At 36.8% G+C, this 17672-nt stretch carries 17 protein-coding genes and 3 pseudogenes; 2 read left to right on the plus strand and 18 right to left on the minus strand.

The genetic code is table 11. From position 1 onward, the window contains the following. Positions 1-2: 2 nt before the first annotated feature. The 4 genes from VB691_RS06410 to gap form a co-directional block, all read right to left on the minus strand. Positions 3-905 carry a hypothetical protein gene (locus VB691_RS06410; protein WP_323290643.1) on the minus strand — a complete coding sequence of 301 codons (903 nt, stop codon included), beginning with the start codon at positions 903-905 and terminating at the stop codon, positions 3-5. 138 nt (positions 906-1043) lie between these two features. Continuing rightward, the gene (locus VB691_RS06415; protein WP_323290644.1) at positions 1044-2312 is read right to left on the minus strand and encodes a lipid-A-disaccharide synthase; all 1269 of its coding nucleotides are present in this window, start codon (positions 2310-2312) and stop codon (positions 1044-1046) included. 18 nt (positions 2313-2330) lie between these two features. Further along, entirely contained in the window at positions 2331-2816 is a 486-nt protein-coding gene (locus tag VB691_RS06420) for a Bdr protein (RefSeq protein ID WP_323290645.1), read from the minus strand. A 100-nt stretch (positions 2817-2916) separates the two neighbouring features. After that, positions 2917-3954, minus strand: coding sequence for a type I glyceraldehyde-3-phosphate dehydrogenase (gene gap / locus VB691_RS06425; RefSeq protein WP_323290646.1), 1038 nt, complete (start codon positions 3952-3954; stop codon positions 2917-2919). Between the two features lie 307 nt (positions 3955-4261). On the opposite strand from gap, the gene VB691_RS06430 reads away from it, so the two are divergent. Further along, on the plus strand, positions 4262-4882 hold the full coding sequence (locus VB691_RS06430; protein WP_323290670.1) for a Uma2 family endonuclease: 621 nt from the start codon (positions 4262-4264) through the stop codon (positions 4880-4882). A 92-nt stretch (positions 4883-4974) separates the two neighbouring features. Here the strand turns inward: VB691_RS06430 and VB691_RS06435 are convergent, their stop codons facing one another. From VB691_RS06435 to VB691_RS06460, 6 genes are all read right to left on the minus strand, one after another. Then, a complete protein-coding gene (locus tag VB691_RS06435; RefSeq protein WP_323290647.1) occupies positions 4975-5502 on the minus strand; it encodes a tetratricopeptide repeat protein in 528 nt (175 codons plus the stop codon). A 27-nt stretch (positions 5503-5529) separates the two neighbouring features. Next, on the minus strand, positions 5530-6303 hold the full coding sequence (locus VB691_RS06440; RefSeq protein WP_323290648.1) for a transporter substrate-binding domain-containing protein: 774 nt from the start codon (positions 6301-6303) through the stop codon (positions 5530-5532). Beyond that, complete coding sequence (locus VB691_RS06445; RefSeq protein ID WP_323290649.1) at positions 6300-7289, minus strand: diguanylate cyclase; 990 nt, start codon at positions 7287-7289, stop codon at positions 6300-6302. Before VB691_RS06445 ends, VB691_RS06440 begins: the two co-directional genes overlap by 4 nt. A gap of 49 nt (positions 7290-7338) precedes the next feature. Beyond that, complete coding sequence (locus VB691_RS06450; RefSeq protein WP_323290650.1) at positions 7339-10932, minus strand: response regulator; 3594 nt, start codon at positions 10930-10932, stop codon at positions 7339-7341. Positions 10933-10994: 62 nt separating this feature from the next. Further along, on the minus strand, positions 10995-11375 hold the full coding sequence (locus tag VB691_RS06455) for a hypothetical protein (RefSeq protein ID WP_323290651.1): 381 nt from the start codon (positions 11373-11375) through the stop codon (positions 10995-10997). 143 nt (positions 11376-11518) lie between these two features. Then, complete coding sequence (locus VB691_RS06460; RefSeq protein WP_323290652.1) at positions 11519-12604, minus strand: pentapeptide repeat-containing protein; 1086 nt, start codon at positions 12602-12604, stop codon at positions 11519-11521. A 270-nt stretch (positions 12605-12874) separates the two neighbouring features. On the opposite strand from VB691_RS06460, the gene hisIE reads away from it, so the two are divergent. Beyond that, the gene (gene hisIE, locus VB691_RS06465; protein WP_323290653.1) at positions 12875-13531 is read left to right on the plus strand and encodes a bifunctional phosphoribosyl-AMP cyclohydrolase/phosphoribosyl-ATP diphosphatase HisIE; all 657 of its coding nucleotides are present in this window, start codon (positions 12875-12877) and stop codon (positions 13529-13531) included. A gap of 184 nt (positions 13532-13715) precedes the next feature. Here hisIE and VB691_RS06470 read toward each other — a convergent pair whose 3' ends face one another. The 8 genes and pseudogenes from VB691_RS06470 to VB691_RS06505 form a co-directional block, all read right to left on the minus strand. Continuing rightward, positions 13716-13925, minus strand: coding sequence for a nucleotidyltransferase domain-containing protein (locus VB691_RS06470; protein WP_323290671.1), 210 nt, complete (start codon positions 13923-13925; stop codon positions 13716-13718). A gap of 9 nt (positions 13926-13934) precedes the next feature. After that, a complete protein-coding gene (locus VB691_RS06475) occupies positions 13935-14072 on the minus strand; it encodes a hypothetical protein (protein WP_323290654.1) in 138 nt (45 codons plus the stop codon). A gap of 10 nt (positions 14073-14082) precedes the next feature. Further along, a complete protein-coding gene (locus VB691_RS06480; RefSeq protein ID WP_323290655.1) occupies positions 14083-14571 on the minus strand; it encodes an ureidoglycolate lyase in 489 nt (162 codons plus the stop codon). A 22-nt stretch (positions 14572-14593) separates the two neighbouring features. Further along, positions 14594-15481 (minus strand): alpha/beta hydrolase, encoded by an 888-nt coding sequence (locus VB691_RS06485; RefSeq protein ID WP_323290656.1) that lies wholly within the window; start codon positions 15479-15481, stop codon positions 14594-14596. Positions 15482-15584: 103 nt separating this feature from the next. Beyond that, a complete protein-coding gene (locus VB691_RS06490; RefSeq protein ID WP_323290657.1) occupies positions 15585-16694 on the minus strand; it encodes an ATP-binding protein in 1110 nt (369 codons plus the stop codon). Positions 16695-16705: 11 nt separating this feature from the next. Further along, positions 16706-16831 (minus strand): annotated as a pseudogene (locus VB691_RS06495) (PIN domain nuclease); the annotation flags it as partial. Between the two features lie 92 nt (positions 16832-16923). Then, positions 16924-17055: pseudogene (locus VB691_RS06500) on the minus strand (nucleotidyltransferase family protein); the annotation flags it as partial. Between the two features lie 30 nt (positions 17056-17085). Further along, positions 17086-17672: pseudogene (locus tag VB691_RS06505) on the minus strand (WD40 repeat domain-containing protein); the annotation flags it as partial.

Below are 17672 nucleotides of genomic sequence, written 5' to 3' on the forward strand. Positions count from 1 at the left end.
GCTTACAGAGTTCCTCGCCAAGGAGTAGAAGGAAGGCGGTTGCCAGGAAATACTTCCGATGGCATTGAGGGGAATTCAGTATCAATGGTCAGATCGAGACTGTCTTCCATTTGTTTAACCATTTCCGAGGGATTTGTCCGATAGATGGTTCGGAGAAAAGTATCAATATCCCCAATTTCCGTTTTAGGGAGAGAAGCAAAGAAAACGTCTACTTCTCCGTCTCCCCAATTTCCAGCTTGTACGCGGGTAATTGAAGGGGCATTGACTTGACTCAAGGGGGCAGCAAAACTCCGTAATGGCCTGCCAATTCCTTGAATTGGCCCCCCAAACTGAGGCAGGGATGAATCCCTTACTCTGGGGCCAGCAATCCCGATACTACTAGGGCCAGATGTCCTTACAACTCTATTGACAGGGGCAGCATCAGGGAGTGGGGGTAAAATGGCCGAATTGACGGGATTACTGAGTTCTTCGGCTGAGGTAGTCCCAAAATCATAAATCTCTTTGTAAATATCTGGTGCATCGACTTGGGGTAAAACGGGAACCTCTGAAACGGGTTTATCCTCTCTGGTGGCGTTTAAGTTGATTTGCGTCAGGGAGGACATAATCGAGTCAAAGGAGATGGTTGATTGACCTGAAACGGTTTGAGCAATTAAGCTATCGTTAATCTTGCTCTCGGACAAATCAGGGGTAGGTTTTTGGACAGCGAGGAATTCATAAAATAAATTATCACTCACCAAATTTTCAGGAGTGACTATGGGTAAAGCGGCGTTTTTTTCCACAAAGTCATTTTTAAACATCATAAAGGTCGCTCCAGTGGCTGTTTGGGTTAACCCATGAGCAAAACCTAATACAACGACAATGGTTAAAGCTGTTTTTACTGAGGGAAGAAAGTGTTGATTGATCATAAGGGGATACTGCAACTGCAGGTCAGTCAAAAGGCGAAAGGGGACTGGAATACATCTTTTTTATTTGATTTGACCAACATTCAATTGAAATGTACAAGAGTCTATCGCTTATTTCTATTAATAATTTTAAGCAAAATTTCAGTAATTACCCCTGAAATTTAATTGTTGTTGCACAATTATGGCAATTTTATTAGCGGCTCCAGCTTTGCCTCTCACTTGTAACAGACGGTCACGAATTTGATTAAGCTGAACTGGATGCTCTAACCAATTTAACACTAATTGCCCTATTTTGTCAGCCTCTAATTCCCCCACTAATTCGGGGACAATTTCTTCCTTGGCCCAAATATTCGGCCAGGCAAATAATCGGCCTTGTTTGACGATTCTGGCATTAATTAATTTGGCTAAGTTACTTCCAATAATGGGTAAGTTTGCTAAAACCCCAGGAATGCCATCCCAAGTCCTCATGGCATCTAGTTGTTGTGTGGGTAATAAAACCATCATGGGAAGGCCTAATGCCCCTAATTCAGCCGTATTTGCGCCCACAGTGGTCAAAGCGAGGCAACATTGACGCAGATAATCATGGGCGGGAAATTGAGTAATTAAGTCTATCTGTAAGCCTTTGGCTGTTTCTAAATAAGGATATTTATTGCTATCATCAGGGGGAATAATCAGTTTAGCACTGACCCCTCCTAGTTTCATGACAAAGGGATTTTCTTGGGGATCGGCAAAACGGGCCAGGGTTGACAGATCAATGGTTGGAGCTACAGGAAGCAGAAAACGAGTCTGGGGTTTATGTTCATAAATATGTTCTGCGATCGCCAAACATAAGGGGACACCTTGAGTCAGTTTACCTGGTTTTGACCCTGGTAAAATGCCGATGACGGGGGCTGTAGAGAGAGCTTGAAAATCTAAGTTAGTCGGGGCCACATCCGCCATTAAATCGCCGACGACGGTTAATTTAGCTTGATAAGGTTGGGGAATGGGATCACTGACTGATTGATTCATAATACCAAAATGATCGACCCAACGATACCAACGGGCTTCCCATTCGGCATAAATGACAGTGCGATAACCTAGGCGTTTCCCCAAAATCAGGGGATAAAATTGATCGCCCCCTAAAAATAAGACGACTCCTTGCTCTCGCCAGTCCCAATTATCGGCGGTTTTTCCCCATAATAGAAAAGAGAAAAAATTTTCGCTAGACTGTACCCGATCTACTTCAGGATAACGACGGGCGATCGCCGCTTCTTGGCCTGTGCCATGGGGACAAGGAGACAACATGACGGAAATTCTCACCAATGAGCGATCATCACCCAAAAGCTCACGCAAAGATTTAATCACGGGACGAACCCAAGTGGTAATTTCTCCTGGGCCATTGGAAAGAATGAGAATATCAACTGGTTTCATCTATTTTAAAATGAGAAATTATTGAGGAGGAATATTAGGAAAATATAACTTAATTACCCCTGCCACAAGCACTAAAATTAAGCCCGCTATCACTGAAAGATTAATATATTCTTGAGAGTCTAAACGTTTAGCGATCGCTTTTACTTCTGCATCAAGGGTTTTAATTTCTCCTTTTAGTGACGCTTCGAGGGTATCAACTTTTCCAGTTAAGTTGGTTTGCACTTTATCAACTTTTGCAGTTAACCCAGTTTCCAGTCTGTCTATTTTTACTGCTAACTCGGTTTCTAGCCTCTCCATTTTCACCGTTAACTCAGTTTCTAGTCTCTCCATTTTCAAGGTTAATTCGGTTTCCAGCCTCTCCATTTTTCCCATTAACTCTGCTTCGAGTCGGACTTGGCTGACTTTAATGTCTGTAATATCTTTTTGTAAAAGATCTAACTTCTGATTAATTCGACCTAAAACTTCTTCTAGGGAATAAGTAACGGTGACGGGGTTTTGACTCATGGGTTAACTTTTGAATAAAAAAAGAATATATTTTTATGATCTTCATTTTTTAGGAGTAGAGACGTTTCATGAAACGTCTCTACAATAATTTAGGTGCAAGTTAAACAGTCGCCATGACTTCAGCTTCTTTAGCTTGCATTACTTTCATCAGATCTAACATCCGACAAGAATAACCCCATTCATTGTCATACCAAGAAATAACTTTAAAGAAGTTAGAATTTAATTCTATACCTGCTTTGGCATCAAAAATACTTGAATGAGCATCCCCTTGAAAGTCCATAGAGACTACATCTTCGTCAGTGTAGCCTAAAATGCCCTTCATTTCTGCGGCTGCTGCGGCTTTCATCACGTCACAAATTTCTTGATAACTTGTTGCTTTGGTGGTTTTAAAGGTTAGATCAACCACGGAAACATCAGGAGTAGGAACCCGCAAAGCCATTCCGGTCAATTTTCCTTTTAATTCAGGAATCACTAATGTAACGGCTTTTGCTGCCCCTGTAGAGGCGGGAATGATGTTTTGGGCTGCACCCCGTCCCCCACGAAAATCTTTCTTGCTAGGCCCATCTACGGTGGGCTGAGTGGCTGTCATGGCGTGTACTGTGGTCATTAACCCTTCTGCTAGGCCAAAGTTATCGTTAATCACTTTAGCAATGGGGGCGAGACAGTTAGTAGTACAACTGGCATTAGAGACAATGTGATCTTTGGCGGGGTCATAGTCATTATGATTTACTCCAAGCACAAAAGTCCGAACCTTTTCAGGATCTTTGGTAGGGGCGGAAATAACGACTCGTTTGGCCCCGGCTTGGATATGTTTAATAGCGGTGTCATAGGTGGTAAATAACCCTGTGGACTCGACAACGTAGTCAACACCGCGCTCTCCCCAAGGTAATTCTTCTGGGTTACGAATGGAAAAGCAAGGGATAAATTTTCCGTTGACCACAATACCATCTTCTCTGGCTTCTACTGTGCCATTAAAACGCCCGTGGGTGGAATCATATTTAAGCAAATAGGCGATATTATCAGGGGGAACTAAATCATTAATTCCCAAAAACTCAAAGTCAGGGTTATTAATACCTGCCCGAAATACTAATCTTCCAATGCGGCCAAAACCGTTAATACCAACTTTTACCGTTGCCATGAGAGAAACTCCTTACAATGAACAATTCTGAATTTGAAGGGAAAGAAAAATCAGGTTTGTTTATACCATACTGTATCCTTTATCACCAATGCTATTGAGGGAAGATTAATTATTTACATCCTAGGATTATTTCTCGAAATTCTCTCAATATCAACAAAGTTTTTAGATTGTTTAACCTAGATTTCAAGCAAAATTTTTACGAGATTATACAACAAAATTAAAATAAAAAAATTAAAATAATATTAATTTTTCACTAATTGATAATTGAGAGGATTACAATAGATTTAATAATCTTTAATTTTCATCGATTATGTCTTTAATATTATTACCGCAATTAGCTAATTGGCAAGCCTCCCTTAACGACAGGGAAGAAAGGTTAATTCTCACAGGAATTACTTGGGAACAGTATGACAAATTATTGCAAGCATTTGGGGATAGTGCAACTTATCGAACCATCTATCTGGAAGGAATTTTAGAAATTATGTCTCCGAGTCGTCGTCATGAAGTTAGTAAAGAAAATATTGGAAGACTGCTTGATGTTTATTTAGAAGCAGCAGAGATTGATTTTTGGGGACTGGGTTCTACAACTTTTCGCGTGGAAGAAGGAGAAGCAGGAAAAGAACCAGATAAATGTTATTGTTTTGAAACAGAAAAAGAATTCCCAGATTTAGCCATTGAAGTTATTGTTACCAGTGGTAGTATTAAGATTCTCGAAGTTTATCAACGGTTAGGGGTTAAGGAAGTTTGGTTATGGAAAAATGAGCAATTAAACATTTATTACCTCGAAAATAATCAATATTCTCTCCAAGAAAAAAGTAAGCTGTTACCCGATCTTGATCTTAACTTACTTTGTGAATTTATTAACCATCCTAACCCTCGTTTAGCCATGAAGGAATTTAGACAACAATTACAGGCAAAAGATGGGTAAACAAGAATAATAGTTGACCCCGAAAACAATTCCTGTAGGGGTTTAACAATGTTAAACCCTCAGACATTAGACAATTATCGGCATTGTGTCAATTAAGATTTAACCAAACGCTTGCGTAAAGATTCAATGCGATTTTTAGCGGTTTTATTGTCAGATTCATATTTCAAGCTTTCTTCATAGGTTTCGATAGCTTGGGGAATCATTTGTTTACGTTCATAAGCATTGGCTAAATTATTGAGAGCAATCACATAATCAGGATAGAGTTTAATGGCATCTTTATAATGGCGAATTGCCACATCTAATTGCTCCTGAGAAAAATAAGCAAACCCTAGGGCATTATGCATTAAAGCTTTGTTTTCAGGCTCAATTTTTTCTCCAATTTTGAAGCCTTTTTGTAACAAACTAACCGCCTGTACATACAATTTTTTGTCGAGATATAAACTCCCCAATTCATAATACTCTTGCGCCGTACCTTTCTCATTTTGTAACTTCTTCTGAAGTTTATAAAATCGATTTTCAATGCGACGAGTTTTAATGATTTGAAAGAGGATAAAAATACCTAATCCTCCCAAAAAAATGACAATACCGGACAAATAAATAATAGGCAGGGTTTCATTCATAGTAGTTAACATCTCAAGTTGTAATTTCTAATACCAGGGCAGTCCCCAATATTGTGCGCGTTCTTCCAGCCATCCAGAGCGTTTCCAGCTAGTAATGGCTTGATTAACACGACCCCGTAGACTAGCATACTGCAAACCCTTGGGCATCACCACCCCTAATGCTTCTCCTGATAGACGCAGGGGTAATTGATAATATTGGGGATATTCCTGGGCCCATCCCGCTAAAATACTATTATCTGCCGCAAAAGCATCAACTTTTCCTGTTTCTAATAAAGTCAGGGCTTCTTGATAAGAATTAACCCCAATCAGTTGCGCTTGAGGAAGTTCACTCCTCATGATAGCAATGGTATTAGACACATTAAGAACAGCAATTTTAGCACGAGATAAATGGGATAAGGAACGAATTTGATAATTATTGGTAATAATTCCCGTCCCATCAAGATAATAATAGGGGCTAAAATTAACTAAGCGAGCGCGAGCATCATTAATTGTTATTCTGGCGATCGCTAAATCAACCTCACCATCAATCACTGTTTGTAATCGTGCTTGGTTGCTCACAGGTTGTAAAATAATTGCTTGAGGATCGCCTAATATTTCTTGAGCTAATTGTCGAGCGAGATCGATTTCTAATCCTTGTAACTTGTTATTTTCATCAACAAAACCCAAGGGACGAACATTATCTTTAACGGCAACAATTAGTTTACCTCGTTTCTGAATTTCCTCTAAATTAGCAGCGACAACCGCCGAGTTTTTCACCCCTAAGAGTAAGCTAATTATTAGCAGTGAGAGAAATTTTATCATTGATTGTGAATAACAGAGACTTGATTACGACCTTTTGCTTTGGCTTGATAGAGAGCTAAATCGGCCCGTTTGAGGACATCATCAATTCTGACATCATTCTGACTAAAAGTAGACACCCCAATACTCACTGTAATTGTAATGGTTTCATCCTGAATTTGCAAACTTTGTTGAGAAACCGCATGACAAACTCGCTCGGCGGCTAATATTGCTCCTTCGAGGGGGGTTTCTGGTAGAATGGCCACAAATTCTTCCCCACCTAGTCGGCCTAAGTGTCCCAAATTTTCTGAGGGTTCATCTTCTGTTTCTAGCCTACCTAAACAATCAACTTTACGCAAATATTGTAAGGTAGTATTAACTACCATTTTTAGGGCTTCATCTCCAATATCATGACCATAACTATCATTGATTTTTTTGAAATAATCAATGTCAATCATTAGTAAAGAGAAATGAGCCTGATATCGTTTACTACGTTCAAATTCCTGTTGTCCAATGTTAAAGATAGTCCGACGGTTAGCAATACCTGTTAACTCATCGGTAGAGGCGATTATTTTCATTTCTTCATAGGCGTTTTTTAGTTCATCTTTGGTGCGTTTTAATTCCAAATGTGTTTTAACTCTGGCCAAAAGTTCGGGGGACTTAAAGGGTTTCGTTACATAATCTACGGCCCCACATTCAAAGGCTTGTAATAGATGAGTATCTTCATTACTTGCTGTCAGAAAAATAATCGGAATATCTTGGGTTATTTCATTGCTTTTGATCATTTTACAAACTTCTAAACCGTTCATTTCTGGCATCATTAAATCTAGTAAAATTAAATCAGGTTTAGCTATTTTTACTCTTTCTAAAGCTTGAGTACCTGTCAAAGCAAAGGTAGTCCCATAACCAGATTGATCGAGAATTTCGATTAATAATTGTAAATTTTTACGCAGATCATCAACCACCAGTATTAAAAAGTCTTCGGGTTGAAAAGGTTTGAGAGGTTTCATAATTCTTAATAGGAAGTAAGGGAAATAAAAGATAATTAATTGAAGTTAATTAAAGCGATCGCCACATTTGAGGAAAGCTTTCTACGGTATTAGATAAATTCTCGCTATCAAATTCTTGAATTTGTATTTCGAGACGAGTAGCATAGTCTATAAGAGAGAGACATTGATACTCCTCTCCCCATTGTCGCAAACGTTGAGCAAATTGGCGCAAATCTTTCATAATCATAGTCTGATGGAGTTTATTCCAAATGGTTTCTTCTTCTTGACGTAGCTTTTCTAATAATTCCGGGGGTGCGGGTTTATTTTCTGATAGTAAAGGTTTTTCTTTTTCTACTAATAAAGTTGTCATTGGTTGATTTGGATCAGTGGGTAAAATTTTCTCTATAGCAGATAATAATTGAGCGCGACTAATGGGTTTAGACAAAAATCCTTGACATAAAGTTTCTAATATTTCTTGTTCTTTTTCTTGAGAAGAAGCAGTTAAAATCATAATAGGAATAGCTTGAGTAGTGGGATCATTTTTGATGATTTTACTCGCTTCATATCCATCCATATTAGGCATTCTTAAGTCCATTAAAATCAAATCAGGATGATATTGACGGGCCTTCTCAAGAGCTTCTTGTCCATCATTTGCCAGTAAAATTGTATGATGGGTTTCTTGGAAATACCCGATAATTAAGTCTCGGTTAGAAGCTACATCATCAACTACTAAAATTGTGGCTGGTAATAATTGATTAAAATTGACATTAACTTGCTCTTTAACCGGACAAATATCTCTTATTTCTCCTAGAGAAACTTGAGGAAAAATCAGGGTAAATATACTGCCTTTTTCTAATTCACTTTTTAATTCAATTCTTCCTCCTAAAATTTCGGTTAAGCGTCTGGTAATAGTTAATCCTAGCCCCGTCCCCCCATATTTTCGGGTACTTTGTCCTTCGCTTTGGGTAAAGACATCAAACACCAGTTCTTGTTGTTCTGAAGCGATGCCAATTCCGGTATCTTCTATGGCAATTTTTAACAACAAATAATTAGGATTAGTGGTTTGATCACTGCCTAATGATTCGCCTGTTACCTCAATTTTAACATAACCTTTTTCAGTAAATTTCAAAGCATTACCAACCACATTAAAAAGAATTTGCCTCAGTCTCACTTCATCAAAAATAATAACATCAGGAACCTGACCATTAATCTTGACCCATAAATTTAATTTTTTCTGAGCAGCAGTCTCTGAAAAAATTTGCTGTATTTCTGTAATTAATCCTCGTAAATCAATGGGTTCTTTATTAATTTGTAATTTTCCCGACTCAATTTTAGAAAGGTCAAGAATATCATTGATTAAGGCGAGTAAGACTTTGCCGCTTGAGGCAATAGAATCAAGATAAGAACGAGGGCGTTGCTCATTAATTATCCCCATAAGTAGGTCACAAAATCCGAGAATTGCATTCATAGGAGTGCGAATTTCATGACTCATATTAGCCAAAAATTCACTCTTGGCTTTATTGGCAATTTCTGCGGTTTCTTTGGCTGCTTTTAGTTCTTCTTCTGCTTGTTTTTTCTCAGTAATATTAGTAATTGTTCCCACTAAACGGTAAGGCATTCCCAGTTGATCTCGTAGACATTTTCCTTTGGCTTCTATCCAAAGATACTGACCATTTTTATGGCGAAGACGATGAATGTTTTCATACACTTCTGTTTGTCCTTCTAAATGATTATTAATATCTTGATAAGTACGATCAAGATCATCAGGATGTGCCTGATCTGACCAAGTAGATAAAAGATGGGGTAAGGGTTGATTTTCATGGCCTAAAATTTTCATCCAAACCGGAGAATAATAAACAGTATTATTACGCAAATCCCAATCCCAAATACCATCATTTGTGCCAGAAACTGCTAAATCATAGCGTCTTTCATTTTCTCTCAATTCTTCTTCTATTTGTTGTTTTTCAACAACTTTTAAGGAAAGATTTTGATTGAGTTCCTGTAATTCTTTTGTTCTTTCTTCAACTCGTTTCTCCAAGGTTTCTTTGGCTGTTTTAATCTCATAAAACTGCTGTTTTAAAACTTTAGTCATTGCTTGAAAATTGTCGCCAATAAGCGTTATTTCAGATATTCTTGTCTTAATAAAATTCTCATCTTGTATTTCAGTAAAACTATCATTTTCTGACTGATTTAAAATCTTATTTGGTAAATTACTGGTTGTTTGAGCTAAGGTTAAAAGTGGCGATGTTAAGGCGCGACTAATGCCATAAGAAAGGGATAATCCTACTAATGAAACAATTAGCATAATCGCCAAATTTTTGATATAAAGAGCTTGTAATTGAAGCAAATATGGTTCACTAGGCACCCGAATAATTAACTTCCAAGGAAGATTATTCTTTAAATCAATTTCTTTAATATAATAGGACTCTTTCCAACGACTCATCAGGGGTTTTCCTGGCTTAATTGGTAGCCATTGCATCAGATCATTTTGAATTTTATGAATCTCCCCTCCTGCTTGCCAATTAAAAATTTCTCCGGTTTTAAAATTGTCTGGACTATTAGTAATTATTGCATTATTTTGATCAACTAAAATAGTTTCAATGATAATTTTTTCTAGCTTAATTTCGATTGATTTTTGTAATTCTTTTAAGGTTAGATGACCATGAATAATTCCGCTAAAACGATTTTGCTCAGCTTCAATTATTGGCACTTGAATTGTCAAATAATGTAAATCAGAATACTGATTTTTGTGGAGTTCATATAGCCATGGTTTCTGTTGCTTTTTTATTTGATTCCATTGCCCTTGATCAAGAATATTTAAACTGAATAAAGAACGACCAATTTTTTCACGATTAGGATAAGCATTAGTGATAATTCCCTGGTCATTCGTCTGATAAATTTCATCAAAATCAGAGAAAGAATTTTGAATTAAAGCTAGGTTATTTTGATTGTCAGAAGTAGAGGCATATTGAGCTAAAGATTGCAAAGCATTGAGATTAGATTGATACCATCTTTCCACATTCTTAGTGATTGGATTAATGACAGTTTGTATTTCTATATTAATCTCAGATTCAATGGATTTAAGAATTTGATTGCCTTGGATAACTGTTATAATTAAGCTAGGAAATAGAATAAATGCCAATAAGAGATTAAATATAGTTTGTTGAAACGATAATTGACGAGTTAACTTACGTTTACCAATAATTCTGTCAAGAGGAATGTAAGTAATCATTAATTGAGCAACAAGTGCATTAATAATTCCATTAAGTCCTTGTTTTAAAATAATTACCCAGGTTGCTGATACTGTAGTGGGCAAAAATAACCCATAAAATAACCCAACCAAGGGCATTCCAATTACTACCCAAAAAATGCCATCTAGTAAGACAAAATTGTTATAGCGACGGGATAAAAGGGCGATAAATAAAGCTTCTAAAATGATTACCACCATCGCATAAGGATGACCCCAGAGATAAAAAGTAACGCCACCACTAATCAGGGCCGCGAGGGTTCCCCCAAAAATTCCGTAATAATAAATAACAATTAAAACCGCAATACTACCAAAAATAAACTTTATGTCAAAAAATAAAGAAAAACTGTAATAATTGCCCAAAAATGCGGCTGCCAGTAAACAACCAAAACTAAGATAATATCTAAGATTCCCCATCGATTAATGGCATCCCATTGAGATGCTTGCGCTTCTTCTACTATTATGAAGAATTTTGTGACTTAATGATGAGATTCGTGTAAATTATGTTGATTATCTTCTACTGTGGGTTGAAGGTGATTTTGATGATTATGGGGTTCGGACTTAATTTCAACGGGCCCCACTTGCCATCTCCCTAAATTGAATAAGGACATGGTTTCTACCCCAAAGGCAGCAATTCCCATCGTTACAATACCCGTAGCTACCGTTCCCATGGCCACTGCTCCAAAGGAAATCACCCCCATGGGAACAACCCCAATGGCAATAATGCCCATGGGGGCAATACCAATAGAAATAATCCCTGTGGGGGTAATGCCGATAGAAATGAGCTTTCTTTTCTGCTTGCTACATTCTCCGGTGGATTGAATCTCAATGAATTTCTGGGGTTCCAATTTTGACACCATGACTCGCTATTAGACAAGGTTTCTTAAGGTAATAATTGTACTAATAAGGGCAACACCCCGTCAAAAGACAGGCAGTCAAACTCAACTAAGATCCCAGCTATAATAGGGGCAATGTCCCCATGCTTGCCCCAAAACTGGATAATTTAGTCAATTAGATTGATTGCAGTACATCCCACCTGAGAAGTGGAACCATCGGGCATGATAGCACCACATAGATTAGCCTGATTCAAGTTAGAATCAACTAGCATCGCCCCTTGTAAATTAGCATGGTTGAAATCTACCTTTTGCATATCAATTTCTGTCAATTGTGCCGAGGTTAAATTAGCATTACTAAAATTAGCACCAACTAAATAGGATGAATTGAGATTAGCCTCTTGTAAGTTAGCATTACTTAAGTTGGCCCCTCCCATGTTAATTTCTGTTAGTTTTGCTGCGGTTAAATCGGCATTACTGAGATTCGTATTAACCAAATAGGCAAAGTGTAGGTTAGCATTTTGCAAGTTGGCATCTTGTAAGTTTGCTTCTTCCAAATTAATGTCTTGTAGGTTAGCATTTTGTAAGTTTGCACCCTCAAGATTGGCATAACTCACATCAGCATGGAGGGCAGAAACTTCAGGAATAACAAACTCACCAATTAACCCTAAAACTGCCCCAGGATAAATTAACGGAATGGGTGCTGTAGCTATATTTAAAGCCATTTTTGCTGTGGTATTATTGGGATAATCTAGGGAGAAATCTGTGGCGGAAAGATTGGCTCCTTGAAGGTTGGCTTCTTTAAGTTTAATACCTCGTAAATAAGCCCCAGTTAAATCAGAATTTTTGAGATTTGCCCCTTCTAAATTAGCTCTTTCTCCATCATGAAGGGTTAAGTCTGCCCCCCGGAGATTTGCTCCTTCTAAGTTAGCCTTTTTCATCAAAACTCCTCTCATTTGCGCCCCTTCTAAATTGGCATTACTTAAAATAACGCCATCCAGATCAGCATTCACAAGATTGGCACCTTTTAAGTTGGCACCACTCAAATTAACCCCCTGTAGTTTGGTATTAATTAAGTTGGCGTTTTCTAGGTTAACTCTCTCTAAATTTAGGTTCTGTAGATCCGCATCTTGTAAGTCACAACCAACACAAGCATTGGTATCTTTTAATTGTTGTAAATGAGTGGGATTTTCTGCTTTGGCCATTGGCATGACTAACAAAGACGCTAATAGAACAATTCCGGCGATCTCTTTCATAATCTTTCCTTCTCTTAAACTTTTGATTTTCGATTAAATTCATGCTAAAATTAATAGGCAAAACCTTTAAATCAAGGTCTTCCTCACCACCCTTAATTCTGTTAAATCTTCTACCCTCATTATCTCTTGATTAATGAACAAGTTTTGAGAAAATTTAAGAAACTTAGTAAATGTACATATTCCTTAAAGAAAAACTTAAGAAGTGACTGAGAATGAGGGTTTAAAAAGTATCATATTAATAGATAAACAGCGATTTTCTGGAGTTAATCCATGTCTTCTCTCTCCCCTGATTTTAATTTTACTGATGCGATTCCCCTAGATAAAATCCGCTATAATGAACAGGGATTAGTGCCAGCGATCGCCCAAGATTATTTGGATGGCACCGTCTTGATGATGGCCTGGATGAATCGAGAATCTCTCAAAAAAACCTTAGAGACGGGAGAAACTTGGTATTGGAGTCGTTCTCGTCAGGAATTATGGCATAAAGGGGCCACCTCTGGCCATATTCAAAAGGTCAAGGCAATTCGTTATGATTGTGATAGTGATGCGTTATTAATTACCATCGAACAAGTAGGGGATATTGCTTGTCATACAGGGGAAAGAAGCTGTTTTCATCAATTAGAAGATTCCCAAAAAGTTGCACCTCCTGCGGATGCTTTATCAGGGGTTTATGAGGTGATTTGTGAGCGTCGAGATCATCCGGTTGAGGGTTCTTATACTCGCACATTATTAGCGGGTGGAGATAATAAAATACTCAAAAAAATTGGGGAAGAATCTGCTGAGGTAGTCATGGCTTGTAAGGATGATGACAAAGAAGCGATCGCCTCAGAAGTTGCTGATTTATTCTATCATACTTTAGTGGCTTTATCCTATCATCATGTCCCCCTAAAAGATGTCTATCGTAAGTTACAAGAAAGAAGACGATAGAAAGGGGTTTATCTTACTCTAGATTAGAAATATTGTGCAGAAAATTTTCTAGATCTTTTTCTAAATTTGGTAGCAATTTAATGGCTTTGTCAAGATTGATTTTTAACTGCTCATATTCGTTCACCAATGAATAATGAATAATTATTCATTATTCATTGATAATTAATATCAGTTTTAATAATAATTAAAGTGTTTTCATCCATAAAATTCCTGTTTGAAGAATACGAGGGGCAAAGTGAAATTTATTGAGTATAACAATATCAACATCTCGACCTAAATAAGTAGATAATAAACTAATAGCAGAAAAATAATCTTCGGAGTTAATTTGTTCAACAGCAAGATCAATATCTGATTGTTGATGAAATTTTCCTGGATGAGTCACAGAACCAAAAATATAGGCTTTTTAAATGCCATATTTTTCGGCAAATTCATTGAGCCATTGTTGAGTTTTTTCAAACAAAGATTGACGTTCTTCTTCTAATTTTAGACGCTGTTTGCCTAAAGCTTCATTAAGTTTTGTTGTGGAAAAAGAGTTAGTCATAAAATCAAGATTAGGTAACAATTTCAAAGGTTAAATTATCTTCTTTTAAAAAGTTATAAGTAAAATGATCAACAACATTCGTATCACTTAATTCTAAGTTATAAAAATCAACTTCATCATGATCAAAATAGGGGCCTGCGTGCCAAGTTCCCACATTTAATTTAATAAAGCAATTTCCAGGAATTTTAAAGGCTTTTAATTGTGTCAAATCAGGGTAATTTTGCTCACTGGGAGGTGCAACGGCCATTAACCATTCTTTCCCTTCTAATGCTCCTAAACATTGGGTACATTGACAATGACGAGTAATACGATCAAACTGTCTACCTCGTTTTTTTAGTTGCATAATATAAAAGCGAGGAATACCATTTTTTAGGTTTAATTTTGCATCTGTTTGATCATAAAGTTTACCATCTTTTGAAGACGTAATCAACTGCCCATAAGCTTGAAAATTGTCTGATGTAATTGTCAGCGCAGGTAAATTTTTAATGGTGGTTAACATAATATTTACTCATTTATGTCATCTATTGATTAACAAATTCTCGAACTTTTGTCAAGTAAATTTCTGGGGCTTCTAACATGGGAAAATGAGCCGTTTTCTCAATTTCTACATATTCAATATTATCATTTAAACTAGCTGCCATACGCCCCATTGCTGCGGGAATAATAATGTCTTTTTCCCCTGCTATTAACAAGGTTGGGACAGAGATTTCTGCAAATATTTGAGGCATAATTTCCACTGCTTTCAAACTAACTGATGTATAAATTGTTCCTAAAGCGGCTTCATAATCTGCTAAAATAAAATCCTCTAAAAAAGCCATTCTTTCCTGTTTTTCAATGGGACGATGTAGAAACCTCGCCATAAATAAGCGATCAGCAAAAGGAAATTTTAAGAACCAATTATAACGAAATTTAACTACATAACCACCAAACTTATGAAAAGCAGCGAAAGCATTTTTATCATATTCAAAAATTCCGTTACAAGTGAGAATTAATCGTTCTATTTTTTCGGGGTACATCGTAGCAAATAAAGCCCCAACAGATGCACCCATTGAGTGACTATGGAGATAGAATTTGTCGATTTTTAAGGCTTCTAACAACTCTTTTAAATCTTCTGCATATTCTTCTAATTCATAGCTTAATTTTAATGGATTTTCTGGTAATTTAGAGCGTCCAAAACCTCGTAAATCATACAATAAACAATCATAATTATCACTCAAAAATGTTGCGGTACTGCGCCAATATCTCGCAGATCCTCCCCAACCATGAACAAATACCATAACAGGTTTCTGTATGGTTGCTGGTTGTCTTATCCACTCATAATAGTGATCGACACCGCGAATATTTACGGCTCCTATTTCTTGGGTGGTTAATGGGGGTTTTGGTTGAGTAAGGGATCGGTTACTTTCCATAATATTTATCCCTGGCTAAATATGGATTTATCTAATTTATCTTAACTCATATTGGTGTTAATGAAGCAATAAACTCTAAGAAAGTTTAATTATTTAGATTGATTTAAGTTAATTGTTGCTTTAACCAATTAGAAAAACTAGGATGATACAATCTATAGTAACTTTGTTCTTCTATTGTTTCTACATGGAAAAATTCCCGCCATTGCTCTAAAACAATCTGAATATCATACTGATCTTCGTCTAATGTTTCTGAAATTATTTCTAATGAAACTGATGATTCTTGTTGTAATAAAAATTGTAGAATTTGCGGGCTAATTGTTGGCCATTTGTCAATACTTATGGTCATTTTGTTTAAATGTTCTTGATAATATTTATGTAGATTTTGGGGTAGGGTTTCCTGGGGTAACTTTGGCTGTTTTAGGATTTCACTAACATACATAAAATTAGTTTCACTGGCATCAATTTTAGTCAATAATTGTTGATCATGAGGATAGTTTTCTAAATGTTGTTTGAGATATGTTTGTATGTCTAATTGGTTTTGTTCTGGGTAAATTGATAAGTCTAATGTTTGTGCTGGTGTTTCAATTAATAAACTTGATTTATCGCGGGGAAATGGACGACGAGTAAGAATAAAATAGATGTTTTGGGGGAGATAGCGGGGTAAACAAAGAAGATTTGCGCCTCTTTTGTATTGGTTTAAATCAAGTTTATGACAACTATCGATAATGATGACTAATGATTGTTTTTGGGGTAATTTATCACTAATTTTTTGTAGTAATAATGAGAATAAATTACTGTTATCATCTAATTCATTTTCAAGTTTATTGTTGTCTAAACTAGCTAAAATTTCGATTAATTGATAGTTGACTATTTCTAAGAAGTTTTCATAATCTCCTATTTCATTATTCTCACTCTTTACTAAGGGAAGTTTACCCACAATATCCTCCCCCCTTACTAAGGGGGGTTGGGGGGGATCAAAATTATAATAAACAACATTATCATTTTTGTTGGTATATTGAGCAACAATAGAACTTTTACCTATTCCTGGTTCCCCAATAATAGTGAAATAACCTCTATCATATTCTTGGATAAAGTTATTAATAGCAGAAAAGACAAAATCACGACCAACAAAATTACGACTTTTTTCGGTAATGATTGATTTAAAATATTCGGAATGTCCTCTAGTATGATTAATTGTTTTTATTTGAGACATTGTTTTCTGTTTTAACTAAAAGGGTTAATGATTTGTAATTTATCTGAAATAATTAGACCATTTTGCATATCTTCAGAATAAAGAATATTAGCATCAGCAAATAAGGCAGCAGCAACAATTACACTATCCCAAAAAGAGGGAGAGAGGGCGTATGCTATACGCCCCTACGTCCCAATTTTTCCGCTTGTAGGGGCGCAATGCTTGCGCCCTCCGGCTTGCACCCTCGGCAATCAATATCGTTGTTTTCATCTGCTTCTCCCCGTGCAACTGAACCAAAAATGCGGACATTATTTGCCCCATGTTGAGCAGCAATGATAATAATTTGTTCTCGTTTCTCTTGAACTAATTTGTTGATGTCCATAACTAATTTACTCTTTAAACCGATAACTGTTTACTGAAAATCTCCACATTCTAAGCGTAAAAAATGAATCCTTCCTGAACTATCTCCTGCGACAATGGTTAAACCATCAAAGGAAACTGTACAGCAAAACATAGAACTATCTCCTATAAACGTAGAAAGTTCTGACCCTGTTTCTAAATCCCACAACTTCAGGGTGTAGTCATAAGAAGCAGAAACGGCTTTTTTGCCATCTGGGGTGATAGCTACTGCTGTTACCGAGTGGTTATGACCCCTCAAAGTAGAAAGTTTTTTTCCTGTATCTAAATCCAATAACTTCAGGGTTTTGTCATGAGAAGCAGAAAGGGCTTTTTTGCCATCTGGGGTGATAGCTACTGCATTTACCGAGGAGTTATGACCCCTCAAAGTAGAAAGTTCTTTCCCTGTATCTAAATCCCACAATTTCAGGGTGTTGTCACCAGAAGCAGAAACCGCTTTTAACCCATCTGGGGTGATAGCTACTGCATTTACCGAGGAGTTATGACCCGTCAAAGTAGAAAGTTCTTTTTCTGTATCTAAATCCCACAATTTCAGGGTGTTGTCAGATGAAGCAGAAACCGCTTTTTTGCCATCTGGGGTGA

The sequence above is a fragment of the Crocosphaera sp. XPORK-15E genome, assembly GCF_034931425.1.
In the GTDB taxonomy this organism is placed as follows: domain Bacteria; phylum Cyanobacteriota; class Cyanobacteriia; order Cyanobacteriales; family Microcystaceae; genus UHCC-0190.

Excerpts from the sequence above, each read along its gene's own strand:
- VB691_RS06415 (WP_323290644.1), bottom strand. The coding sequence starts at position 2,312 with ATGAAACCAGTTGATATTCTCATTCTTTCCAATGGCCCAGGAGAAATT.
- VB691_RS06485 (WP_323290656.1), bottom strand. The coding sequence starts at position 15,481 with ATGGAAAGTAACCGATCCCTTACTCAACCAAAACCCCCATTAACCACC.
- VB691_RS06455 (WP_323290651.1), bottom strand. The coding sequence starts at position 11,375 with ATGGTGTCAAAATTGGAACCCCAGAAATTCATTGAGATTCAATCCACC.
- VB691_RS06480 (WP_323290655.1), bottom strand. The coding sequence starts at position 14,571 with ATGTTAACCACCATTAAAAATTTACCTGCGCTGACAATTACATCAGAC.
- VB691_RS06435 (WP_323290647.1), bottom strand. The coding sequence starts at position 5,502 with ATGAATGAAACCCTGCCTATTATTTATTTGTCCGGTATTGTCATTTTT.
- VB691_RS06410 (WP_323290643.1), bottom strand. The coding sequence starts at position 905 with ATGATCAATCAACACTTTCTTCCCTCAGTAAAAACAGCTTTAACCATT.
- VB691_RS06440 (WP_323290648.1), bottom strand. The coding sequence starts at position 6,303 with ATGATAAAATTTCTCTCACTGCTAATAATTAGCTTACTCTTAGGGGTG.
- VB691_RS06475 (WP_323290654.1), bottom strand. The coding sequence starts at position 14,072 with ATGACTAACTCTTTTTCCACAACAAAACTTAATGAAGCTTTAGGCAAA.
- hisIE (WP_323290653.1), top strand. The coding sequence starts at position 12,875 with ATGTCTTCTCTCTCCCCTGATTTTAATTTTACTGATGCGATTCCCCTA.
- VB691_RS06450 (WP_323290650.1), bottom strand. The coding sequence starts at position 10,932 with ATGGGGAATCTTAGATATTATCTTAGTTTTGGTTGTTTACTGGCAGCC.
- VB691_RS06445 (WP_323290649.1), bottom strand. The coding sequence starts at position 7,289 with ATGAAACCTCTCAAACCTTTTCAACCCGAAGACTTTTTAATACTGGTG.
- VB691_RS06420 (WP_323290645.1), bottom strand. The coding sequence starts at position 2,816 with ATGAGTCAAAACCCCGTCACCGTTACTTATTCCCTAGAAGAAGTTTTA.
- gap (WP_323290646.1), bottom strand. The coding sequence starts at position 3,954 with ATGGCAACGGTAAAAGTTGGTATTAACGGTTTTGGCCGCATTGGAAGA.
- VB691_RS06490 (WP_323290657.1), bottom strand. The coding sequence starts at position 16,694 with ATGTCTCAAATAAAAACAATTAATCATACTAGAGGACATTCCGAATAT.
- VB691_RS06460 (WP_323290652.1), bottom strand. The coding sequence starts at position 12,604 with ATGAAAGAGATCGCCGGAATTGTTCTATTAGCGTCTTTGTTAGTCATG.